Below are 16,002 nucleotides of genomic sequence, written 5' to 3' on the forward strand. Positions count from 1 at the left end.
GCCGGGCGGCGCGCCTCACGCGCCGTCGTGGAGGGTCACCTGGTAGCCGTCCGGGTCGGCGAAGGTGAAGGTGCGTCCGAACGGTCCGTCGATCGGCGCCGCGACGATCGCGACGCCGTCGGCGACCATCGCGTCGTGGATGCCCTGCGCATCCGTGGCGCGCAGCCACACGGCGACGCCGATCCCGGGCTGCGGCACGGATGCCAGGTCCGTGCCCGGCACGAGGTCGCGCAGCGCGAACGCGATGGGCGAGGTCTCGAAGACGACGGCGTGCGGGGGGCCGGCCGGCGATCGGACGAGACCGAGATGGCGCTCGTAGAACGCCTGGGAGGCGGCGAGGTCGCGCACCTGGAGGGAGATGAAGTCGGGGCCGATGGCGGTCATGGTGCTCCTTGTCGTGTCAGAAGGCTGACATGCTGACTCTATGTCAGACTCCTGACATGAACGCATACGGCGGCGTCGATCTCGACACGTCCCTGGGGTATCTGCTGAAACAGGCGTCGAGCGCGCTCCGCTCCGCGATGGAGGCGGCGCTGCGTCCGCTCGGGATGAGCGTGACGCACTACTCGTGTCTCGAGCTGCTCGCCCAACGCCCCGGGCTGTCCAACTCGGAACTCGCCCGAGGGGCGTTCGTGACCCGGCAGTCGATGAACGTCCTTCTCCGGGCCCTCGAGAAGGACGGCGACGTGACCCGACCCGCCCAGGCCGCCGTCGGCAAGGTGCTTCCCGCGCACCTCACGCCGCGCGGCCGACGCCGGCTCGAAACGGCGTCCGTCGCGGTCCGCGGGGTCGAACTCCGCATGCTCCGCGGCCTGACACCCGCGATGCAGTCCCAGGCATCCGGGATCCTGCGCACCATGGTCCGCTCGCTGAGCGAGGAGGACTGACGCCTACTGCACCGACGAGAAGGCCGCCGGCTTCCAGAACTCGTTCCTGATGTCCTGCACGATCTTCTCGGGCGTCTCGCTGGCGGCGCGCGCGGCGTTCCACTCCGGGTCGGCCTGGAACGCGCCCCACTTCTGCTCGCGCTCGGCCATCGACTCCCACTGCAGCAGGTAGTGCAGCACCTGGTTCGACTGGCCGATCTCGGTCGTCCAGAATCCGGCCTGCCGGATGCCGTACTTCTCCCAGAACCCGAGAGTCACGTTCTCGAAGCGGCTGAGGAGGGCGGGCAGTCGGCCCGGGAAGCAGGTGTAGGCGCGGTACTCGTAGATCACGTGTCCATCCTGGCCGAATCCGGCAGCCCCGCCGCGCGGGCGGGCTCGGCGTAGGCGCGGGCGAGGCTCGCGATCGTGTCGTGGGCGTTGAGACCACTGGGATTGGGCACGACCCAGAGCTCCGCGTCCCCGAGCCGCTCGGGCTGACGGCCGGTGGTCGCCTTGGGGCGGCCGAAGGCGATGCGGTAGGCGGTGATGCCGACGATCGCGACGACGCGAGGATGCCAGCGGGCGACGTCGTCGGCCAGCCGGACCGCGCCCTCGCACAGTTCGTCGGGCGACAGCTCGTCCGCGCGCGCCGTGGCTCGCTTCACGAGATTGCTGATCCCGATGCCGGCGGCGACGAACCAGGCGCGATCGGCGTCATCGAAGCCCCGCGCGAAGTCGGGCTGCCGGGGCAGGATGCCCGCCTCGAACAGCGCGGGGTAGAAGCGGTTGCCGGGGTGCGCAAACGGCGTGCCGGTCGCGGCGGTCCAGAGCCCGGGGTTGATGCCGACGAACAGCAGCCGGATGCCGGGCCCGACCAGATCGGGGATCGAGGCGCCGCGGAATCCCTCCAGCTCCGCTCGCGTGAACACCTCAGGCCTCGGGGGCGGCAGCATCGGCGGGCGCCGATGCGGCGCCGAGATCGATCGCGAGTGTCGACGCGAGCCATCCGCCGCCGAGCGCGAGGAGCGCCGCCCACGGGCCCCACCGTCGCTTGCCGACGACGGCGTCGACCGAGACCGGGCCGGGACCGTCGGAGACGATCGCGAGCAGCGCGGCGATGAGGGTGAGGTTGAACTCGTACCCGCCCTTGCCGTTGAAGAACCCGTTCTTGCCGTGCACCTTGCGGATCGCCGTGACCATGGTCGCGATGAGCCCGCCGGCCGCGACCGGGGTCGCCGCGCCGAGCGCGATCGCGGCACCGCCGAGGGTCTCGGTCCCGGCCACGAGCAGCGCGTTCGCCGTCGCGGGGTGCATGTTCGAGGCGCGCATGGCGTTCTTGGTGCCGTCGATGCCGCTCCCGCCGAATGCGCCGACCAGCTTCTGCACTCCGTGCGCGGTGAATACCGCGCCGACCACGAGCCGGAGGGCGAGCCTGCCGATCATGGAGTGTCCTTTCGGATGGGTGATGCATCCAGGTCCCCTCGCCGGGGCGCGATGTCGGGCAGCGCGAGGAGGACACCGAGCGCGGCTCCCACGAGCATCGCGAGCCCGTGGGCATCGTTGAGCGCCACGAGCACGACGGCGATCACCAGCTGCACCGCGCCGATCACCCGCACCGGGGCGACCGGCCGGGTCAGCGCCGTGTGCGCCGTCAGCGCCACCATGAGCCCATCCGACGCGAACGAGCTGCCGCCGCCGCGACTCGTCCAGGTCAGCGCGATGAGATTGAGCACCAGCGAGGTCGCGAGGAACGCGACGAGCGTGCGAGCTCGGCCCCAGCTCCACTCGCCGACCAGCACCACGGCGCCGACGATGACGAGGTTGAACGCCGCGGCGACGAGGCCGCCGTCCTGCGCGAGCAGCGCCGTGACCGGACGCCACCACTCGGCGTGAGCGAGGGTCGCGGTCGGGTCGCGTTCCAGTGCACGGCCGAGACCCGGGATCGCGTACTGCAGGAGCGAGGGAGCCCCCACCACGATCACCGCGGCGATCGCGAGCCACGGACGAGGTCGCGGGCGCCGAGCGGTCCGCAGCAGCTGCACCGCGACGAATCCGAAGAGGGCGAGCAGCACCAGATCGGCCGCGATCGACCAGGGTGCCGTACCGGAGGTGTCCATGTCAGGCCGATCCGCTCCACGCCGCCGGCACGATCGCCCACAGCACCTCGCTGCGGTCGCCGCTGCGGTTGATCCAGGTGTGCGGCTCGCGGCCGGCGAGCGTGACGGTGTCGCCCGCTGCGAGCTCGATCTCCTGCTGCGGGAACAGCAGCGTGATCCCGCCGCTCAGCACGTGCAGCACCTCGACCTCGCACGTGATCGTGTAGAAGTCGTCGCCGCCGCTCGCGCCGGGCTCCAGCTCGGAGCGCAGCAGCTGGATGCCGGCCTCCGACCGCGGCGTGAGCAGCCGCTCGAGCAGGTGGCTGCCGCCGAAGTTCACCCGCGGGGCGTCCTCGAGGCGGATCAGCTCGTGCTCCGGCGGCTCGAACAGCGACCCGATCGGCAACGACAGCACCTGGCAGATCGTCACGAGCGTGGCGACGCTGGGCGAGGTCTCGTCGCGCTCGATGCGGCTGATGAAGCCCTTGGTGAGCCCCGTCGCCTGGGCGACCTGCGCCATCGTCAGCCCTTGTGCGAGCCGGGTGGAGCGCAGTTTGGGTCCGATCGAGAGCGGTTCCGTCTGCGGCGACGGATTCACGGCTCTCATGAGGGCGAGTCTAAGACGGCGGCCGCGAGCGTTTTCGACAACTCCGGTTGCCCGCCAGGCAACCGGCGAGTATCGTGCCGCGGGTCACCCCGACGAAGGAGAACGCGTGCCGATCGGTCCCCGGGATTCCAGCCGGACGCCCCGCTATGCGGGGATCGCGACCTTCGCGCTGCTCCCCCGCCTCGAGGAGGTGGAGCACGCCGACATCGCGGTCGTGGGGGTGCCGTTCGACAGCGGCGTGAGCTACCGCCCCGGAGCCCGGTTCGGCCCGTCGCACGTGCGCGAGTCGTCGCGACTGCTGCGGCCGTACAACCCGGTGCAGGACATCCTGCCCTTCGACCGCGTGCAGGTCGCCGACGCGGGCGACATCGCCGTCAACCCGTTCAGCATCGACGACGCCGTGCGCGAGATCGAGGAGCGCGCCGACGAGCTCACCGCCGGCGGCACGCGGCTGCTGACCATCGGCGGCGACCACACGATCGCCCTGCCGCTGCTGCGCAGCGTCGCCAAGAGGCACGGGCCCGTCGCGGTCGTGCACTTCGACGCCCACCTCGACACCTGGGACACCTACTTCGACGCACCCGTCACCCACGGCACCCCGTTCCGCCGCGCGTCCGAGGAGGGGCTCATCGACCTGACCGCGAGCCTGCACGTGGGCATCCGGGGTCCGCTCTACGACCGTGACGACCTCGCCGACGACGCGCGGCTCGGCTTCGCGATCATCGCCTCGCACGAGGTGGAGCGCGCCGGGATGCCGGCGGCCCTCGAGCGCATGCACGCGCGGCTCGGCGACCGCCCGGTCTACGTCTCCGTCGACATCGACGTGCTCGACCCGGCGCACGCCCCCGGCACGGGCACGCCCGAGGCGGGCGGGCTGACCAGCCGCGAGCTGCTCGAGTTCCTGCGCGGGCTCCGCCGGCACCGGATCGTCGGCGCCGACATCGTCGAGGTCGCGCCGGCCTACGACCACGCGCAGCTGACCGGCATCGCGGCGTCCCACGTCGGCTACGAGATCCTCACCTCGATGGTGCCGCCCGCCTGAGGCCCCGACCCCATGACGACGACGTCTCCCGACCCCGAGCCCGGCATGCTCCGCCGGCTCGCGGGTGAGGTGCGGAGCGGGCGGACCGGGGCGCGCGACCTCGTCGAGCGCGCGCTGGAGCGGATCGCGCGGCACCGCGACCTCACCGCGGTGATCGCCGAGCGGGCGGACGCGGCGCGCGCCGACGCGGACGCGGTGGATGCCGCGGTCGCGCACGGCGACGATCCGGGACCGCTCGCCGGACTCCCGGTGCTCGCGAAGGACAACGACGACGTGCGCGGCCTGCGCACCACCCACGGTTCGCGCTGGTTCGCGGACGCCCCGCCCGCCGAGCGCGACGGGCTCGCGGTCGGCCGGCTGCGGGCCGCCGGGTCGATCGTCGTCGGCAAGACGAACGTGCCCGAGTTCTGCATCGAGGGCTTCACCGACAACCTGGTCTTCGGGGCGACCCGCAACCCGTGGAACCCCCAGCGCTCCCCCGGTGGATCGAGCGGCGGGTCGGCCGCGGCGCTCGCCGCGGGCCTCGCGCCGATCGCGACCGGCACCGACGGCGGCGGCTCGGTACGCATCCCGGCCGCCTTCTGCGGTCTCGTGGGCTACAAGCCGACCAACGGCGTGATCGGCCGGCGAACCGCGCCGGACTGGATCGACTTCTCGACCGACGGGTTCATGGCGACCGGGGTCGACGACCTGCGCAGCCTGCTCGGCGTGGTCGCGGGCCCGGTCGCGGGCGACCCGACGGCCCTGCCGGGGCCGCTGCCGGCATCCGGCATGCCGACCCGGCTCGTCGTCGCCGAGCGCACCGACGAGCTCGGGCCGCTGCCGGCGGACGTCGCGGAGGCGTTCCACGGAGCGGCCGAGCGGCTCGCCGCCGTGCTCGGGGTGGGCGCGGCGAGCGTCGAGCATCGCGAACCCGGGTGGTTCTTCCCCGGCTGGAGTCCCGACGAGGACTGGTTCGTCATCGCGTCGGCCGAGCACGCCTCCGTGTTCGGGCGGGAACGGATCGAGCGGGATGCCGCCACGCTGCATCCGAGCGCCCGCGAGTTCCTGCAGGACGGCCTCGCCGTCGACGCCGACGCCTACCTCGCTGCGCGCCGCCGCCGGTTCGCCGCCGTCGCCCGCCTCGACGAGGTCCTGGGCGACGACGCCGTGCTCGTGACCCCCACGGTCGCCGCCGCCGGGTGGTCGCTCGACGGCAGGCTCGGCGATGGGCCGACCGGGCTGCTCGGTGCGGAGGTGTACTCCACCGCGATCCAGAACGTCACGGGGCTGCCCGCCGTCTCGCTGCCGGCCGGCGCCCTGCCCGACGGGATGCCGTTCGGCCTTCAGGTGACCGCCCCGCGCTGGCACGACCTCGGGCTGCTCGCGCTCGCTGCCCGCTGGGAGGCGGCCCATCCGTGGCCGCGGACCGCGCCCGGCTACGCGGAGTTCGGATGAGCGGGACGGAGTTCGGATGAACGGCGAGGCGCGCGCAACCGTGCAGGTCGATGACGGCGGCATCCGCGTCACCCGCTACGAGCTGGGGCCCGGCGACCGGGTCGCGTGGCACCGCCACGAGCACGACTACCTCGTCGTGCCGATCACCGACGGCACGTTCGAGGTCGTCACCGCCGACGGACGCTCGGCGCAGCGCGCGACGGCGGGCGAGCCGTACCGGCGCGGGGCCGGCGCCGAGCACGAGCTCGTCAACGGCGAGCAGCCGTACACCTTCATCGAGATCGAGTTCGTTTCATCCGCATCCACCGCATCCGCACCAACCCACCCGAGGAGCAGCTGATGTCCACTCCCACCCCCACCGGCACCGTCGCCGGGCCCACGATCGAGAGGCACTCGATCGACTACGTGCCGTGGTCGGAGCGCCGCGGCAAGCTCTGGCACCAGGCGCCGTTCTGGTTCACGGGCAACTTCGTGCTGCCGACCATGGTGATCGGGTTCCTCGGGCCGGAGCTCGGGCTGTCGGCCGGCTTCTCGTTCCTGGCGATCGTGCTCGGCGCCTGCTTCGGCACCTTCTTCATGGCCTTCCACGCCAACCAGGGCCCGCGCATGGGTCTGCCGCAGATGATCCAGTCGCGCGCGCAGTTCGGCAGCCGCGGCGTGATCGTGCCGTTCCTCGCGACGGTGTTCGTCTACATCGGCTTCATGGTGTTCGACGTCATCATCGCCAACGCCGGCATCGACACCGTGCTGCCCGGCGCGGGGATCAAGTGGATCTGGTACCCGCTGCTCACGGCCGTGTCGATCGTCATCGCCGTCGTCGGGCACGACCTCCTGCACTTCGTGCAGCGCTGGCTCACCTATCTGCTCGTCATCGGGTTCGCGATCGTGACCGTGCTCGCGTTCACGACGCTGCCGGCGCCGACGGGCGCGCACGCCGGGCACTGGGACGTCGTGGCGTTCTTCATCCAGTTCTCGCTCGCGGCCGGCTACAACATCAGCTACGCGGTCTACGTCTCCGACTACTCCCGCTACCTGCCGCCGAAGTCGTCGGCGCCGAAGCTCATCTTCTACACCTACCTCGGTGCGGCAGGATCGGCGGTCTGGCTCATGGGGCTCGGGTCGCTGCTCGCGAGCCGCATCCCGAAGGTCGACGAGATCGGGTCGATCAAGGCGGTCGGTGACAATCTGTTCCCGGGCTTCGGCACGATCGTCATCGTCATCTCGGTGCTGGCGCTCATCTCGATCATGGGCGTCAACGCGTACGGCGCGATGCTCACGAGCGTGAGCGGCATCGACGCGTTCAAGAAGATCAAGGCGACGCAGAAGCCGCGCGTGATCGGGCTGATCGTCGTCGGCATCCTGGTCGTGATCATCGCGCTGCTGATCCCGGATGCCTTCCAGGCCAGCTTCAACAACTTCGTGCTGCTGATGCTCTACTTCCTCGTGCCGTGGACCGCCGTGAACCTCGTCGACTTCTACTTCGTGCGGCACGGCAAGTACGCGATCACCGAGATCTTCAACCCGAAGGGCATCTACCGCCGGTGGTCGTGGCGCGGGCTGGTCGCCTACGGCGTCGGGTTCGTGGTCATGATCCCGTTCTTCTCGCTGCCGGGGCTGTTCGTCGGGCCGATCGCGAACCTGCTCGGCACCGCGGATTTCTCGTTCGCCGTCGGGCTCGTGGTGGCGGGCGGGCTGTACTTCCTGTTCTCACGCGGACTCGACCGCCAGGCCGAGGCGGCGGCGCGCCAGCGCAGCCAGCGGGAGCTCGAGGGAGTCGACGCCGACTGAGCGCACGACGCCGCTCGCCCCTTCCGAAATGCAGGAGTCGCGCGCCCCGGCGCGCCCCGTCGTCGCGCCCTGGCCGCACGCGGCCTCGGCCGATCCTGCATTTCGGAAGGAGGCGGAAGGGCGGCGCGGGCCCCGGGTATCCGGTTGCGTCCGGGCGCGCGTCGAGGATGACGCCGGAATTGCAACGTCGGCGCGATATGCGGCGTGATCAACCGATCCCGGCGTCATCCTCGACGCGCCCCGCACGAGCCGGCGGCGCACGATGCGTCGTCACGGCACCACCTGACCTAACCGGATACGCGCGAGCGCAGGTATCCGGCGTCGGATGCCGGCGCTAGCCTCCCGCCATGACCGACGAGATCCGGGTGGTCCCCGCGAACGAGGCGAGCGTCGCCGACGTGGATGCGATCTTCGGCTCGCGCGGCTGGCCCGCGCGCTGCTCGTGCCAGTGGTTCAAGGTGCGCGCCAAGGACTGGGACGACGCCGCGCACGCCGACGAGTACCGAGACCGCCTGCACGAACAGACCTCGTGCGGCGACTCCTCGGCGCTGACGACGAGCGGACTGGTCGCCTACCTCGGCGACGAGGCCGTGGGGTGGTGCGCCGTCGAGCCCCGCACGGCCTATGTGCGGATCGCCGCATCCCGGATGCCGTGGGCCGGCCGCGACGAGGACAAGGCCGACGAGGGCGTCTGGGCCGTCACCTGCTTCGTGACCCGCACCGGATACCGTCGCCGCGGCGTCATGTCGGCCCTCGCGGCGGCCACCGTCGACTACGCCCGCGCCCGCGGGGCGCGTGCGATCGAGGGCTACCCGCTCGAGGACGAGCCGGGCCGCACCTACTCCTGGGGCGAGCTCTACGTCGGCAGCCGCGGGGTCTTCGCGGCGGCGGGCTTCACCGAGGCGTCGCATTCGACGCCGCGGCGGGTCGTCATGCGCCGGGAGCTCTGAGCGCGCGGCTCAGTGCAGCGAGGCGATGTAGCTCGAGAACGAGGCGTTGTCCGCTGCGCCGGTGTAGTACCTGCCGTTGATCAAGATCGTCGGCGTGTAGAAGCCGCCGTCCCGCGGATTCCTGAGGGTGGGATCCTGCCCCGCCGCCTGCGTCTGCGCCGCCACGAACTTCCGGAAGCGCTCCCCCTGGATGCACCGATCGACCGCGGGATCGTTCAGGCCGGCCTGGTGCACCACCGCGACGAGCCGATCATTCGTGAGACCGGCCGTGCTCTCCTCGGGTTGCTCCGCGTACATCTCGTGCATGACGTCGTAGAACCTGTCCGGTGCGAGGTCGGCGACGCACGCGCCCACGTTGTTCGCCCGGCTCGAATAGCGTGAGGTCTGGTAATGCGTGTCGAGGATCGCGATCGGATGCACCTCGAGCGTCGCCCTGCCGTCCGCGACGAGCTTCTTCAGGTAGCCCGAGTTCGCCGCCTCGAACGCCTTGCACCCCGGGCACGAGAAGTCGATGTAGGTGACGATCCTCGGCACGCGGTCGGCGTTCGACGTGGCGACGGGTTCGGGGCGCTGCCCCTTCCTGAGGCCGGCCGTCTTGACGACCGTGAACCTGCCGCCCTCGCCGGTGAACTGGATCCCGCCGGTGATCATGTTCGCCGGGCCCGCGGAGGTCGATGGCGCCGGCCGGTTCGACGCGACGGCGACGGCGACGGCGACGCCCGTCCCCGCACCCACCAGCACGACCACCACGATGATCGGGACGAGGATCCTGAGAAGGCGGCGTCGACGCTCTGCACGCTCGCGTTCGCGCCGGGCCAGTTCGCGCGCAACCTCGCGGCGCTGATCGCGACTGCGGTGCTGATCTGACATGAGCCCCTCCGACACGGATCGTCGAGTGAGCATACGTCAGCCGGATCAGACGTCGATCAGCACCTTGCCGATCACGCCCGACTCGACCGCGTCGTGAGCATCGGCGGTCCGCTCGAGGGGGAAGCGGTGCAGCGGCAGGCCGGCCGCCTCGCCGACCGGCAGCGCGTCGATCGCGGCGACGACATCCTGCACGCCGGCCTCCAGCGCAGCGGGCGGCACCGTGTAGAGGAGCACGAACTGCAGCCGCGCATTCAGGCCCATGTAGGCGCGCACGTCGAGCGTGAACTGATCGCCGGGATCGCTCGCATAGATCGCGATCGTGCCGCCGCGCGCGAGCACCGCCGTGTCGAGCTCGGCGTTCGACACCGCGGCGACCTCGACGACCGTGTCGACGCCGTCCGGGGCGATCGCACGGACCTGGTCGACGATGTCGGCGTCGCGGTAGTTCAGCACGTGCCGCGCCCCCGCCGCGGTCGCGAGCCGGGCCTTCTCGGCGCTGCTCACCGTCGAGATCACGGTCGCGCCCGCCCAGCTCGCGAGCTGGATGGCGGCGTGGCCCACGGCCCCCGCACCGCCCGCGACGAGCACGGTCGCCCCGGCGAGCGATCCGGGGGTGAGCCGCGCCGGCCATCCCTCGGTCACGGTCAGCGCGCGATGCGCCGTGAGCGCCGGCACGCCGAGGCTCGCACCCACGTCGAAGCTCGCGCCCTCCGGCAGCGGATGCACACGGGATTCGGGCAGCACGGTGAGCTCCTGTGCGGTGCCGCTCATCGGATTGGCGTGGGCCGACATCGAGGTCCAGACCCGATCGCCGACCTGGAACCCGCCCACGCCGGGACCGACCGCATCGATCACGCCCGCGCCATCCTGGTTCGGCACGGTCTCCTGCCGCGTCGTGCGCGTCGAGCCCGCCCGCGACTTCCAGTCGGTGGGGTTCACGCCGGAGACGACGACGTGCACCCGGACCTCGCCCTCGCCGGGTTCGTCCGGCTCCCGTTCGATGAGCCGCAACACCGACGCCGGACCGTTCTCGCCGTACACGATGGATCGCATGGCTCCATCGTCACACCTCCCGGCTGTGGGTGATGATCGAGAGATGGAGTCCCAGCCGATCACCCGCGCCATCGTCGATCACCATGTGCTCGCGTCGAGCCTGACCATCGGCCACGTCGAGGTCCGGCGCATCTCGATCGCGCCGGGCGTCACGCCCGGAGCCCACTGGCACAACGGCCCCGTGTTCGGGGTCATCGAGCGCGGGTCGGCGCGCCTGCAGGTGGCTCCGGATGCCGAACGCGTCCTGGTCGCCGGCGACACCTTCTTCGAGCCCGCCGACACCACCATCACCCGCTTCGACGCGACGGACGAGGGCGTCACGTTCCTCGCGTGGTTCCCGATGCCGTCCGGGGTCGAGCCCGACCTGATCATGGGCCGGACACCCCACCCGGCTCCCTGAACGAGTTATTACCAGTCATACTTGGAGAAACGCGGCGGTCCGGCATCCGAGGCACCGCTCGACCCGAGGAGATGACCAACGATGGTGAGCCTTTCCGACGCGCTGACGCGCGAGCACCGCGACATCGACGGCGGCATCGAGGCGTTCGTCGCCGATTTGGACCGCGACGTCGTGACCCCCGAACCGCTGCGGGGGGCGTTCGACGCGCTGCGGCGGCACATCTACCTCGAGGAGGAGTTCCTGTTCCCGCCGATCCGCGAGGCGGGCCTGCTCATGCCGGTCATGGTGATGATCCGCGAGCACGGCGCGCTCTGGCAACTGATGGACGCCCTGACCGAGCTCCTCGACGAGAACGACCCCGCCGACGTCGACGACGAGCTGCTCTCGACCTGCCGTGCGCTGCTGGACCAGCTCGACCAGCACAACAGCAAGGAGGAGCCGATCATCTACCCGCACGCGGACGCCGACCTCGACGAGCAGGCCGCCGCGCACCTCGTCGACTTCCTCGAGTCCGGCAGGACGCCGGCGGGGTGGGTGTGCGAAGCGGCGCGGTAGGCGGAGGCCGCCGGATGCCGGGGCCGGTCAGGCGCGGAGGTGCGCGATCGCGACGCCGACGACCGTACTGATCGCGAGCAGCACGAGGAAGACGCGATACGCGGCCTCGACCCATCGCGGCACGGACGCGAGCCAGGTGGCGCGGAACGCGATGACGAGCGCGGCGAGCAGCAGCACCGACCCGACGTCGACCAGCCACGGGATGCCGGCCAGCGAGCCGCCGATCACGAGGGCGTTGCCCGCGTTCCAGGCGCCGACCTGGGCCCAGGCCCACGGCATCCGGCGCCCGGTACGCGGTCGGCGAGCGCGGGCTCGCCCCATCGCGTACTGCGCCACGCCGGCGACGAGCACCAGATAGGCCGCGGTCCAGCTGCCGAGGGCGAGGTGGAGCGGGCCACTGACGGCGGCGACCAGGCCGCCCAGCACGACGCAGGCGGCGCCGATCGCGGTCAGCGCGGCCGCCGGGGTCGCCCGCCGGTCGGTCACGAGGCCCGGGTGCCGCCGACGCCGCCGAGGTGCACCAGGCAGAGGTCGGGCTCGACGAACCGGTCGAGCCGGTCGACGGAGATCGGCGAGCGCCAGGTGCTCATCGCGCCCTGCATCATGCCCAGGTGGACCGGGCAGACGACCTCGGCGTGGTCGACCGCGAGCTCCAGGAAGGGGCAGCTGCGCAGGCCGATCCGCGACGGCGCGCCGCTCTGGTCGCGCTCGGGCGCGAAACCCAGGTCGTCGAGCATGCCGACCAGGAGCTCGGTCGACTCGTCGGCGCTCACGCTCGCGTCGACGTCGGCCTGGTCGGCGGCGAGCCCGGATGCCTCCCGCCGCCCCCAGGCGCGCCCGGCCTCCGTGGCGCGGCCGACGGGGTCGGCCTCGGCGGCGAGCGCCGCCACGAGCGCCTCGGCGAGCACCCGGTAGTGCCGGGGACCCGCGGGGTCCATGCGCGGCGCCGCGCGGTACAGCTGCGGCGGCCGGCCCGGGGCGCGCAGCTCCGCCCGCGTGCGCTCGACCGTGCCGGCGGCGACGAGGGCGTCGAGATGGAAGCGGACCGTGTTGAGGTGGACGCCGACGCGCTGGGCGATCTCGGCGATGCCCAGCGGCCCGCCCGCGTCGCGCAGCGTCCGCAGGATCTCGGCCCGGCGGGTTCCGGATCGGCGGAGCGGCGGCGGCGTCGTCATCGCCTAGAGTTTACACAAGTGCAAATTAGAGAAATAGGCGGACGATATGCCGATGGATGCCGAGCTGGACGTGCGCGGAATTCGCAAGCCGGACAAGCATCCGGCCATCTTCGCCGCCTACGCGGCCCTGCCCGTCGGCGGCGCGTTCGTGCTGGTCAACGACCACGACCCGAAGCACCTGCACGACCAGTTCGAGGCCGACCACCACGGCAGCTACGCGTGGGAGTACCTCACCACGGAGCCGCGCGACTGGCGCATCCGGATCACCAAGCTGGCCGGCACTCCCCTGCCGCGCATCCTGGTCGACACCGCGACCGTCGCTGCGGACCCGGCGACCGCCGACGCCTCGGGCGCGGTCTGGAAGCTCGAGGCCCGCGAACGCGACCTCGACTCCAACCTCATCGCCCTGCCGCCGGGCGGCACCATCGCCGCCCACACCGGTCCCGACATCGACGTGCTGATCCACGTGCTCGCCGGCGATGGAACGCTCACGACGGAGCTCGGCGAGATCGCCCTCAGCCCCGGCGCGCTGCTGTGGATGCCACGTCGCTCCCGCCGCCAGTTCACCGCGGGCGACCGGGGGTTGCGGTATCTGACCGTGCACCAGCGACGCCAGTCGCTCGTGCTGAGCGCGCGGGGGTCTGCGCCGTTGCCGTGAGCGCTCCGCGCCCGCGCACCTAATCGACGTCGCGAAGACAGCTGCGTCCAGCTCGCCGGTGTGGATGAGCACCATCGCCCGCGTACTGAAGGCAAGCGGGAGGTCGCTCAGGGCTCCGACGCGTCGGGCCACGTCGACGTAGCGCGCCGAGATCCGAGACCATCGCTCGTCGCCCCACAGGTGCACCGCGGCGAGGCTCGCGGTCCACATCCACCGCAGGCTGTCATCGGCGCCGTCTTCGAAGGTATCCAGTGCGCGCCTGAGGCTGGGCACCCCCGCGGCGTAGCCCCGCCCGAAGTTGAGCGCGAGACCCTCCAGGAGGAGGTCGGCCGCACGCGGCATGGACGGCATGTCCACCGCGGAGGCGGCAGCGGCCACATCTCGCACACCTCCCCCGGCGCCGGCGAGACGTCCGGCGAACATCGACGCGACGAACGCGTCGAGGTACGAGTCCGAGACATGCCGCAGACTGTGACGAGGTCAGACCGGCCAGGTGGTATATTTACTGGCATGAATTCAGTCGGATACCCCGATAGCGATCAGGTGCTCGGTGACCTGGGAACCGGTTTCGTGCACGCGTTCATAGACGCGGTCGACGGGGCACGCGATGACTTCGCCGCGTTCAAGCAGTGGCAGCCGGGATGGTTTCCCAGCTTCACCGGTCGCTTCACCGCAAACTTCCTCCATGAGCGAATCTGGGATCGGCTGGTCCGGGTGGTCGACGGGACGGAGGGCATCCACGTCAACGACCGCGAGCCCGTCCGGGAACTGCGCAGCGGAACCACATACCTCATCCGCATCAAACGGCACCACCCCGGTGACCGGATCTCCGCCTATCCGACCGAGGCGTCGAGTGCGTTCTGGTCCAACAGCATGCTCACCCTCGAAGGACTCGAGTCCTTCAGTCTGGCCCTCGGCTACTACTGGGATGCCGAGCTGCGCGCGGTCGGAGACGCCATCCTGTCCTTCCGCGATGGGAAGGACAACCCGATCTGGGCGATCCGGCTTCGCCGCGACACAGGCAACGCATCTGGGTTCTCCTGGACGCCGGTCGCTCCCGACCTGCCCGAGATCGACCTCAGCGGCGTCCTCCGCGAGACCGAGGAGGAGTCCGGGTCATGAGCTACCGAGTCGGCGACGTCATCCTCGTTCTCCGACGCGCCGCAGACATCACCCAAGAAGAGCTCGCCGCACGCCTTGGCATCACACAGGCCGCGCTTTCCCGGTACGAGAACGATCTGCGCGAGCCCGATGACGAGATGCTCGAAAAGCTCGGAGAGGCGCTCGGCGTCACCGCCGAGTTCCTTCGGCATGAGTTCCAAATGCACGGTGCGATCGCTGCCGACGCGCACATGCGCCGGCAGAAGACCACCAAGCCCTCGGACTGGAAACGCGTCGAGGCGCGCCTGAATACAATGCGGATGCACTCCTCGTACCTGCTGGAGCGTGTGCCGCTCCAGCTGCAGAATCATGTGATCCAAGTCGATCCCGACGAACACAACCCCGATCAGGCCGCGGCGATGCTCCGCGCCGCCTGGCGGATGCCGATCGGACCCGTGCGGAACCTCATCCGCTGGGTCGAGTCAGCCGGCGTCATCGTCATCGAAGAGGACTTCGGTACGCATCGCATCGACGGCATGTCGCAATGGGCGGGAGAACATGCCGTCATCATCCTTAACGGTGCGCTCCCAACGGACCGGAAACGCCTCACCGTCGCACACGAACTCGGCCACCTCGTCCTCCACACCCAGTACATGGATCCCGATGTCGAAGACCAGGCGAACCAGTTCGCCGCCGAATTCCTCATGCCCGGCCACGTGATCGGCCCGCAGCTGACGAACCTCACCCTCGGCAAGCTGTCCGACCTGAAAGCCGAGTGGGCTGTCTCGATGCAGGCGATCTTCGAACGCGCCTACCGAATGGGCAAAGTCACCCCAGATGAACGTCAACGCTTCTACCGGCAGATGAACAGCCGAGGCTGGAAGACGCGCGAACCCGGCAACGAACTGCTCCCTCCGGAAACCCCTGAACTCGCCCCATCCGTAGGCCAACGGCTCGACCAATCCGGACTGACGCGACGAGAGATCCAGATCCTTATCGGAGCGCGCGACGGTCATCCGACGCCCTTCGATGCGCCCCGCCGCGCACTGAGAGCCGTGTGAAAGAGAGACGCGATGAGTTCGCACTAGTGCGCCAACGCCCGATCCCGCGCGACCGATCAGCTGCGGGCGCAATATCCGACGTCAGCGCGAGAGGCGCTGGATGCCGTTGTTGGTGAACGTCAGGATGTAGGTCTCGTGAACCTTGATCCGTGTCACGTTGAGCCTGTCCGCGGCAAACATCAGAGAGTCGCCTTCGACGCCCAGATGTTGCGCCACGACGAGCGTGACGATCACGTCGGTCGCGGCGCGGAGGGCTCGGAGACCGGGGCCCATCATGAACGGAGCCTGACCCGGTTTCCCGGACGGGTTCTATCTGTTGATCATGCCGCGGTTGCGGCGGGGG

The 16,002-nt window shown here is 70.8% G+C and carries 22 protein-coding genes; 11 read left to right on the forward strand and 11 right to left on the reverse strand.

What is annotated here, in order from left to right:
- Positions 1 to 15 precede the first annotated feature (15 nt).
- A complete protein-coding gene (locus ABD285_RS16850) occupies positions 16 to 384 on the reverse strand; it encodes a VOC family protein (RefSeq protein ID WP_344203711.1) in 369 nt (122 codons plus the stop codon).
- 56 nt (positions 385 to 440) lie between these two features.
- Here ABD285_RS16850 and ABD285_RS16855 point away from each other — a divergent pair, with 56 nt between their 5' ends.
- Complete coding sequence (locus tag ABD285_RS16855; RefSeq protein WP_284252266.1) at positions 441 to 887, forward strand: MarR family winged helix-turn-helix transcriptional regulator; 447 nt, start codon at positions 441 to 443, stop codon at positions 885 to 887.
- A 3-nt stretch (positions 888 to 890) separates the two neighbouring features.
- On the opposite strand, the gene ABD285_RS16860 is transcribed toward ABD285_RS16855, so the two are convergent.
- From ABD285_RS16860 to ABD285_RS16880, 5 genes are read right to left on the reverse strand one after another with little or no spacing between them, the layout of a single operon-like run.
- The gene (locus ABD285_RS16860; RefSeq protein WP_284252268.1) at positions 891 to 1,217 is read right to left on the reverse strand and encodes an NIPSNAP family protein; all 327 of its coding nucleotides are present in this window, start codon (positions 1,215 to 1,217) and stop codon (positions 891 to 893) included.
- Positions 1,214 to 1,819: a mismatch-specific DNA-glycosylase gene (locus ABD285_RS16865; protein WP_284252271.1), complete on the reverse strand. Its 606-nt coding sequence runs from the start codon at positions 1,817 to 1,819 to the stop codon at positions 1,214 to 1,216. Before ABD285_RS16865 ends, ABD285_RS16860 begins: the two co-directional genes overlap by 4 nt.
- Positions 1,797 to 2,309: a DoxX family protein gene (locus ABD285_RS16870; protein ID WP_284252273.1), complete on the reverse strand. Its 513-nt coding sequence runs from the start codon at positions 2,307 to 2,309 to the stop codon at positions 1,797 to 1,799. Before ABD285_RS16870 ends, ABD285_RS16865 begins: the two co-directional genes overlap by 23 nt.
- Positions 2,306 to 2,983 carry a hypothetical protein gene (locus ABD285_RS16875; protein ID WP_344203714.1) on the reverse strand — a complete coding sequence of 226 codons (678 nt, stop codon included), beginning with the start codon at positions 2,981 to 2,983 and terminating at the stop codon, positions 2,306 to 2,308. Before ABD285_RS16875 ends, ABD285_RS16870 begins: the two co-directional genes overlap by 4 nt.
- Before the next feature lies 1 nt (position 2,984).
- The gene (locus ABD285_RS16880) at positions 2,985 to 3,569 is read right to left on the reverse strand and encodes a helix-turn-helix domain-containing protein (RefSeq protein ID WP_284252277.1); all 585 of its coding nucleotides are present in this window, start codon (positions 3,567 to 3,569) and stop codon (positions 2,985 to 2,987) included.
- Between the two features lie 106 nt (positions 3,570 to 3,675).
- Between ABD285_RS16880 and speB the strand changes: the two genes are divergently transcribed.
- The 5 genes from speB to ABD285_RS16905 all read left to right on the forward strand — a co-directional run bounded on the left by speB (position 3,676) and on the right by ABD285_RS16905 (position 8,786).
- Positions 3,676 to 4,611: an agmatinase gene (gene speB, locus ABD285_RS16885; RefSeq protein WP_284252279.1), complete on the forward strand. Its 936-nt coding sequence runs from the start codon at positions 3,676 to 3,678 to the stop codon at positions 4,609 to 4,611.
- A 12-nt stretch (positions 4,612 to 4,623) separates the two neighbouring features.
- Entirely contained in the window at positions 4,624 to 6,048 is a 1,425-nt protein-coding gene (locus ABD285_RS16890) for an amidase (RefSeq protein WP_284252281.1), read from the forward strand.
- 16 nt (positions 6,049 to 6,064) lie between these two features.
- Entirely contained in the window at positions 6,065 to 6,388 is a 324-nt protein-coding gene (locus ABD285_RS16895; RefSeq protein ID WP_284252283.1) for a cupin domain-containing protein, read from the forward strand.
- Positions 6,388 to 7,836 (forward strand): purine-cytosine permease family protein, encoded by a 1,449-nt coding sequence (locus tag ABD285_RS16900; protein WP_284252285.1) that lies wholly within the window; start codon positions 6,388 to 6,390, stop codon positions 7,834 to 7,836. Before ABD285_RS16895 ends, ABD285_RS16900 begins: the two co-directional genes overlap by 1 nt.
- A 347-nt stretch (positions 7,837 to 8,183) precedes the next feature.
- On the forward strand, positions 8,184 to 8,786 hold the full coding sequence (locus ABD285_RS16905) for a GNAT family N-acetyltransferase (RefSeq protein WP_284252287.1): 603 nt from the start codon (positions 8,184 to 8,186) through the stop codon (positions 8,784 to 8,786).
- Positions 8,787 to 8,795: 9 nt separating this feature from the next.
- Here the strand turns inward: ABD285_RS16905 and ABD285_RS16910 are convergent, their stop codons facing one another.
- Both ABD285_RS16910 and ABD285_RS16915 read right to left on the reverse strand, forming a co-directional pair.
- Positions 8,796 to 9,656: a DsbA family protein gene (locus ABD285_RS16910; protein ID WP_344203718.1), complete on the reverse strand. Its 861-nt coding sequence runs from the start codon at positions 9,654 to 9,656 to the stop codon at positions 8,796 to 8,798.
- Positions 9,657 to 9,701: 45 nt separating this feature from the next.
- Complete coding sequence (locus tag ABD285_RS16915; RefSeq protein ID WP_344203722.1) at positions 9,702 to 10,709, reverse strand: NADPH:quinone reductase; 1,008 nt, start codon at positions 10,707 to 10,709, stop codon at positions 9,702 to 9,704.
- Between the two features lie 43 nt (positions 10,710 to 10,752).
- On the opposite strand from ABD285_RS16915, the gene ABD285_RS16920 reads away from it, so the two are divergent.
- Both ABD285_RS16920 and ABD285_RS16925 read left to right on the forward strand, forming a co-directional pair.
- Positions 10,753 to 11,109, forward strand: a complete 357-nt coding sequence (locus ABD285_RS16920) for a cupin domain-containing protein (protein ID WP_284252291.1) — start codon at positions 10,753 to 10,755, stop codon at positions 11,107 to 11,109.
- Positions 11,110 to 11,190: 81 nt separating this feature from the next.
- Positions 11,191 to 11,664 carry a hemerythrin domain-containing protein gene (locus ABD285_RS16925; RefSeq protein WP_344203725.1) on the forward strand — a complete coding sequence of 158 codons (474 nt, stop codon included), beginning with the start codon at positions 11,191 to 11,193 and terminating at the stop codon, positions 11,662 to 11,664.
- A 27-nt stretch (positions 11,665 to 11,691) separates the two neighbouring features.
- Here ABD285_RS16925 and ABD285_RS16930 read toward each other — a convergent pair whose 3' ends face one another.
- Positions 11,692 to 12,150: a hypothetical protein gene (locus ABD285_RS16930; RefSeq protein ID WP_284252293.1), complete on the reverse strand. Its 459-nt coding sequence runs from the start codon at positions 12,148 to 12,150 to the stop codon at positions 11,692 to 11,694.
- Positions 12,147 to 12,839 (reverse strand): helix-turn-helix transcriptional regulator, encoded by a 693-nt coding sequence (locus ABD285_RS16935; protein WP_344203727.1) that lies wholly within the window; start codon positions 12,837 to 12,839, stop codon positions 12,147 to 12,149. Before ABD285_RS16935 ends, ABD285_RS16930 begins: the two co-directional genes overlap by 4 nt.
- A gap of 52 nt (positions 12,840 to 12,891) precedes the next feature.
- On the opposite strand from ABD285_RS16935, the gene ABD285_RS16940 reads away from it, so the two are divergent.
- From ABD285_RS16940 to ABD285_RS16950, 3 genes are all read left to right on the forward strand, one after another.
- On the forward strand, positions 12,892 to 13,497 hold the full coding sequence (locus tag ABD285_RS16940; protein WP_344203729.1) for a DUF2249 domain-containing protein: 606 nt from the start codon (positions 12,892 to 12,894) through the stop codon (positions 13,495 to 13,497).
- Positions 13,498 to 14,007: 510 nt separating this feature from the next.
- Positions 14,008 to 14,619, forward strand: a complete 612-nt coding sequence (locus ABD285_RS16945; protein ID WP_284252299.1) for a hypothetical protein — start codon at positions 14,008 to 14,010, stop codon at positions 14,617 to 14,619.
- The gene (locus tag ABD285_RS16950; RefSeq protein ID WP_284252301.1) at positions 14,616 to 15,659 is read left to right on the forward strand and encodes a helix-turn-helix domain-containing protein; all 1,044 of its coding nucleotides are present in this window, start codon (positions 14,616 to 14,618) and stop codon (positions 15,657 to 15,659) included. The genes ABD285_RS16945 and ABD285_RS16950 overlap by 4 nt, the downstream gene beginning before the upstream one ends.
- Positions 15,660 to 15,740: 81 nt before the next feature.
- On the opposite strand, the gene ABD285_RS16955 is transcribed toward ABD285_RS16950, so the two are convergent.
- A complete protein-coding gene (locus ABD285_RS16955; protein ID WP_284252303.1) occupies positions 15,741 to 15,935 on the reverse strand; it encodes a hypothetical protein in 195 nt (64 codons plus the stop codon).
- Positions 15,936 to 16,002: the final 67 nt, after the last annotated feature.

The organism is Pseudolysinimonas kribbensis, from assembly GCF_039531715.1.
GTDB classification, from domain to species: domain Bacteria; phylum Actinomycetota; class Actinomycetes; order Actinomycetales; family Microbacteriaceae; genus Pseudolysinimonas; species Pseudolysinimonas kribbensis.

Coding starts and splice junctions, on each gene's coding strand:
- ABD285_RS16850 (WP_344203711.1), bottom strand. CDS start 384: ATGACCGCCATCGGCCCCGACTTCATCTCCCTCCAGGTGCGCGACCTC.
- ABD285_RS16855 (WP_284252266.1), top strand. CDS start 441: ATGAACGCATACGGCGGCGTCGATCTCGACACGTCCCTGGGGTATCTG.
- ABD285_RS16865 (WP_284252271.1), bottom strand. CDS start 1,819: ATGCTGCCGCCCCCGAGGCCTGAGGTGTTCACGCGAGCGGAGCTGGAG.
- ABD285_RS16870 (WP_284252273.1), bottom strand. CDS start 2,309: ATGATCGGCAGGCTCGCCCTCCGGCTCGTGGTCGGCGCGGTATTCACC.
- ABD285_RS16875 (WP_344203714.1), bottom strand. CDS start 2,983: ATGGACACCTCCGGTACGGCACCCTGGTCGATCGCGGCCGATCTGGTG.
- ABD285_RS16880 (WP_284252277.1), bottom strand. CDS start 3,569: ATGAGAGCCGTGAATCCGTCGCCGCAGACGGAACCGCTCTCGATCGGA.
- ABD285_RS16890 (WP_284252281.1), top strand. CDS start 4,624: ATGACGACGACGTCTCCCGACCCCGAGCCCGGCATGCTCCGCCGGCTC.
- ABD285_RS16895 (WP_284252283.1), top strand. CDS start 6,065: ATGAACGGCGAGGCGCGCGCAACCGTGCAGGTCGATGACGGCGGCATC.
- ABD285_RS16900 (WP_284252285.1), top strand. CDS start 6,388: ATGTCCACTCCCACCCCCACCGGCACCGTCGCCGGGCCCACGATCGAG.
- ABD285_RS16905 (WP_284252287.1), top strand. CDS start 8,184: ATGACCGACGAGATCCGGGTGGTCCCCGCGAACGAGGCGAGCGTCGCC.
- ABD285_RS16910 (WP_344203718.1), bottom strand. CDS start 9,656: ATGTCAGATCAGCACCGCAGTCGCGATCAGCGCCGCGAGGTTGCGCGC.
- ABD285_RS16915 (WP_344203722.1), bottom strand. CDS start 10,709: ATGCGATCCATCGTGTACGGCGAGAACGGTCCGGCGTCGGTGTTGCGG.
- ABD285_RS16920 (WP_284252291.1), top strand. CDS start 10,753: ATGGAGTCCCAGCCGATCACCCGCGCCATCGTCGATCACCATGTGCTC.
- ABD285_RS16925 (WP_344203725.1), top strand. CDS start 11,191: ATGGTGAGCCTTTCCGACGCGCTGACGCGCGAGCACCGCGACATCGAC.
- ABD285_RS16935 (WP_344203727.1), bottom strand. CDS start 12,839: ATGACGACGCCGCCGCCGCTCCGCCGATCCGGAACCCGCCGGGCCGAG.
- ABD285_RS16940 (WP_344203729.1), top strand. CDS start 12,892: ATGGATGCCGAGCTGGACGTGCGCGGAATTCGCAAGCCGGACAAGCAT.
- ABD285_RS16945 (WP_284252299.1), top strand. CDS start 14,008: ATGAATTCAGTCGGATACCCCGATAGCGATCAGGTGCTCGGTGACCTG.
- ABD285_RS16950 (WP_284252301.1), top strand. CDS start 14,616: ATGAGCTACCGAGTCGGCGACGTCATCCTCGTTCTCCGACGCGCCGCA.
- ABD285_RS16955 (WP_284252303.1), bottom strand. CDS start 15,935: ATGATGGGCCCCGGTCTCCGAGCCCTCCGCGCCGCGACCGACGTGATC.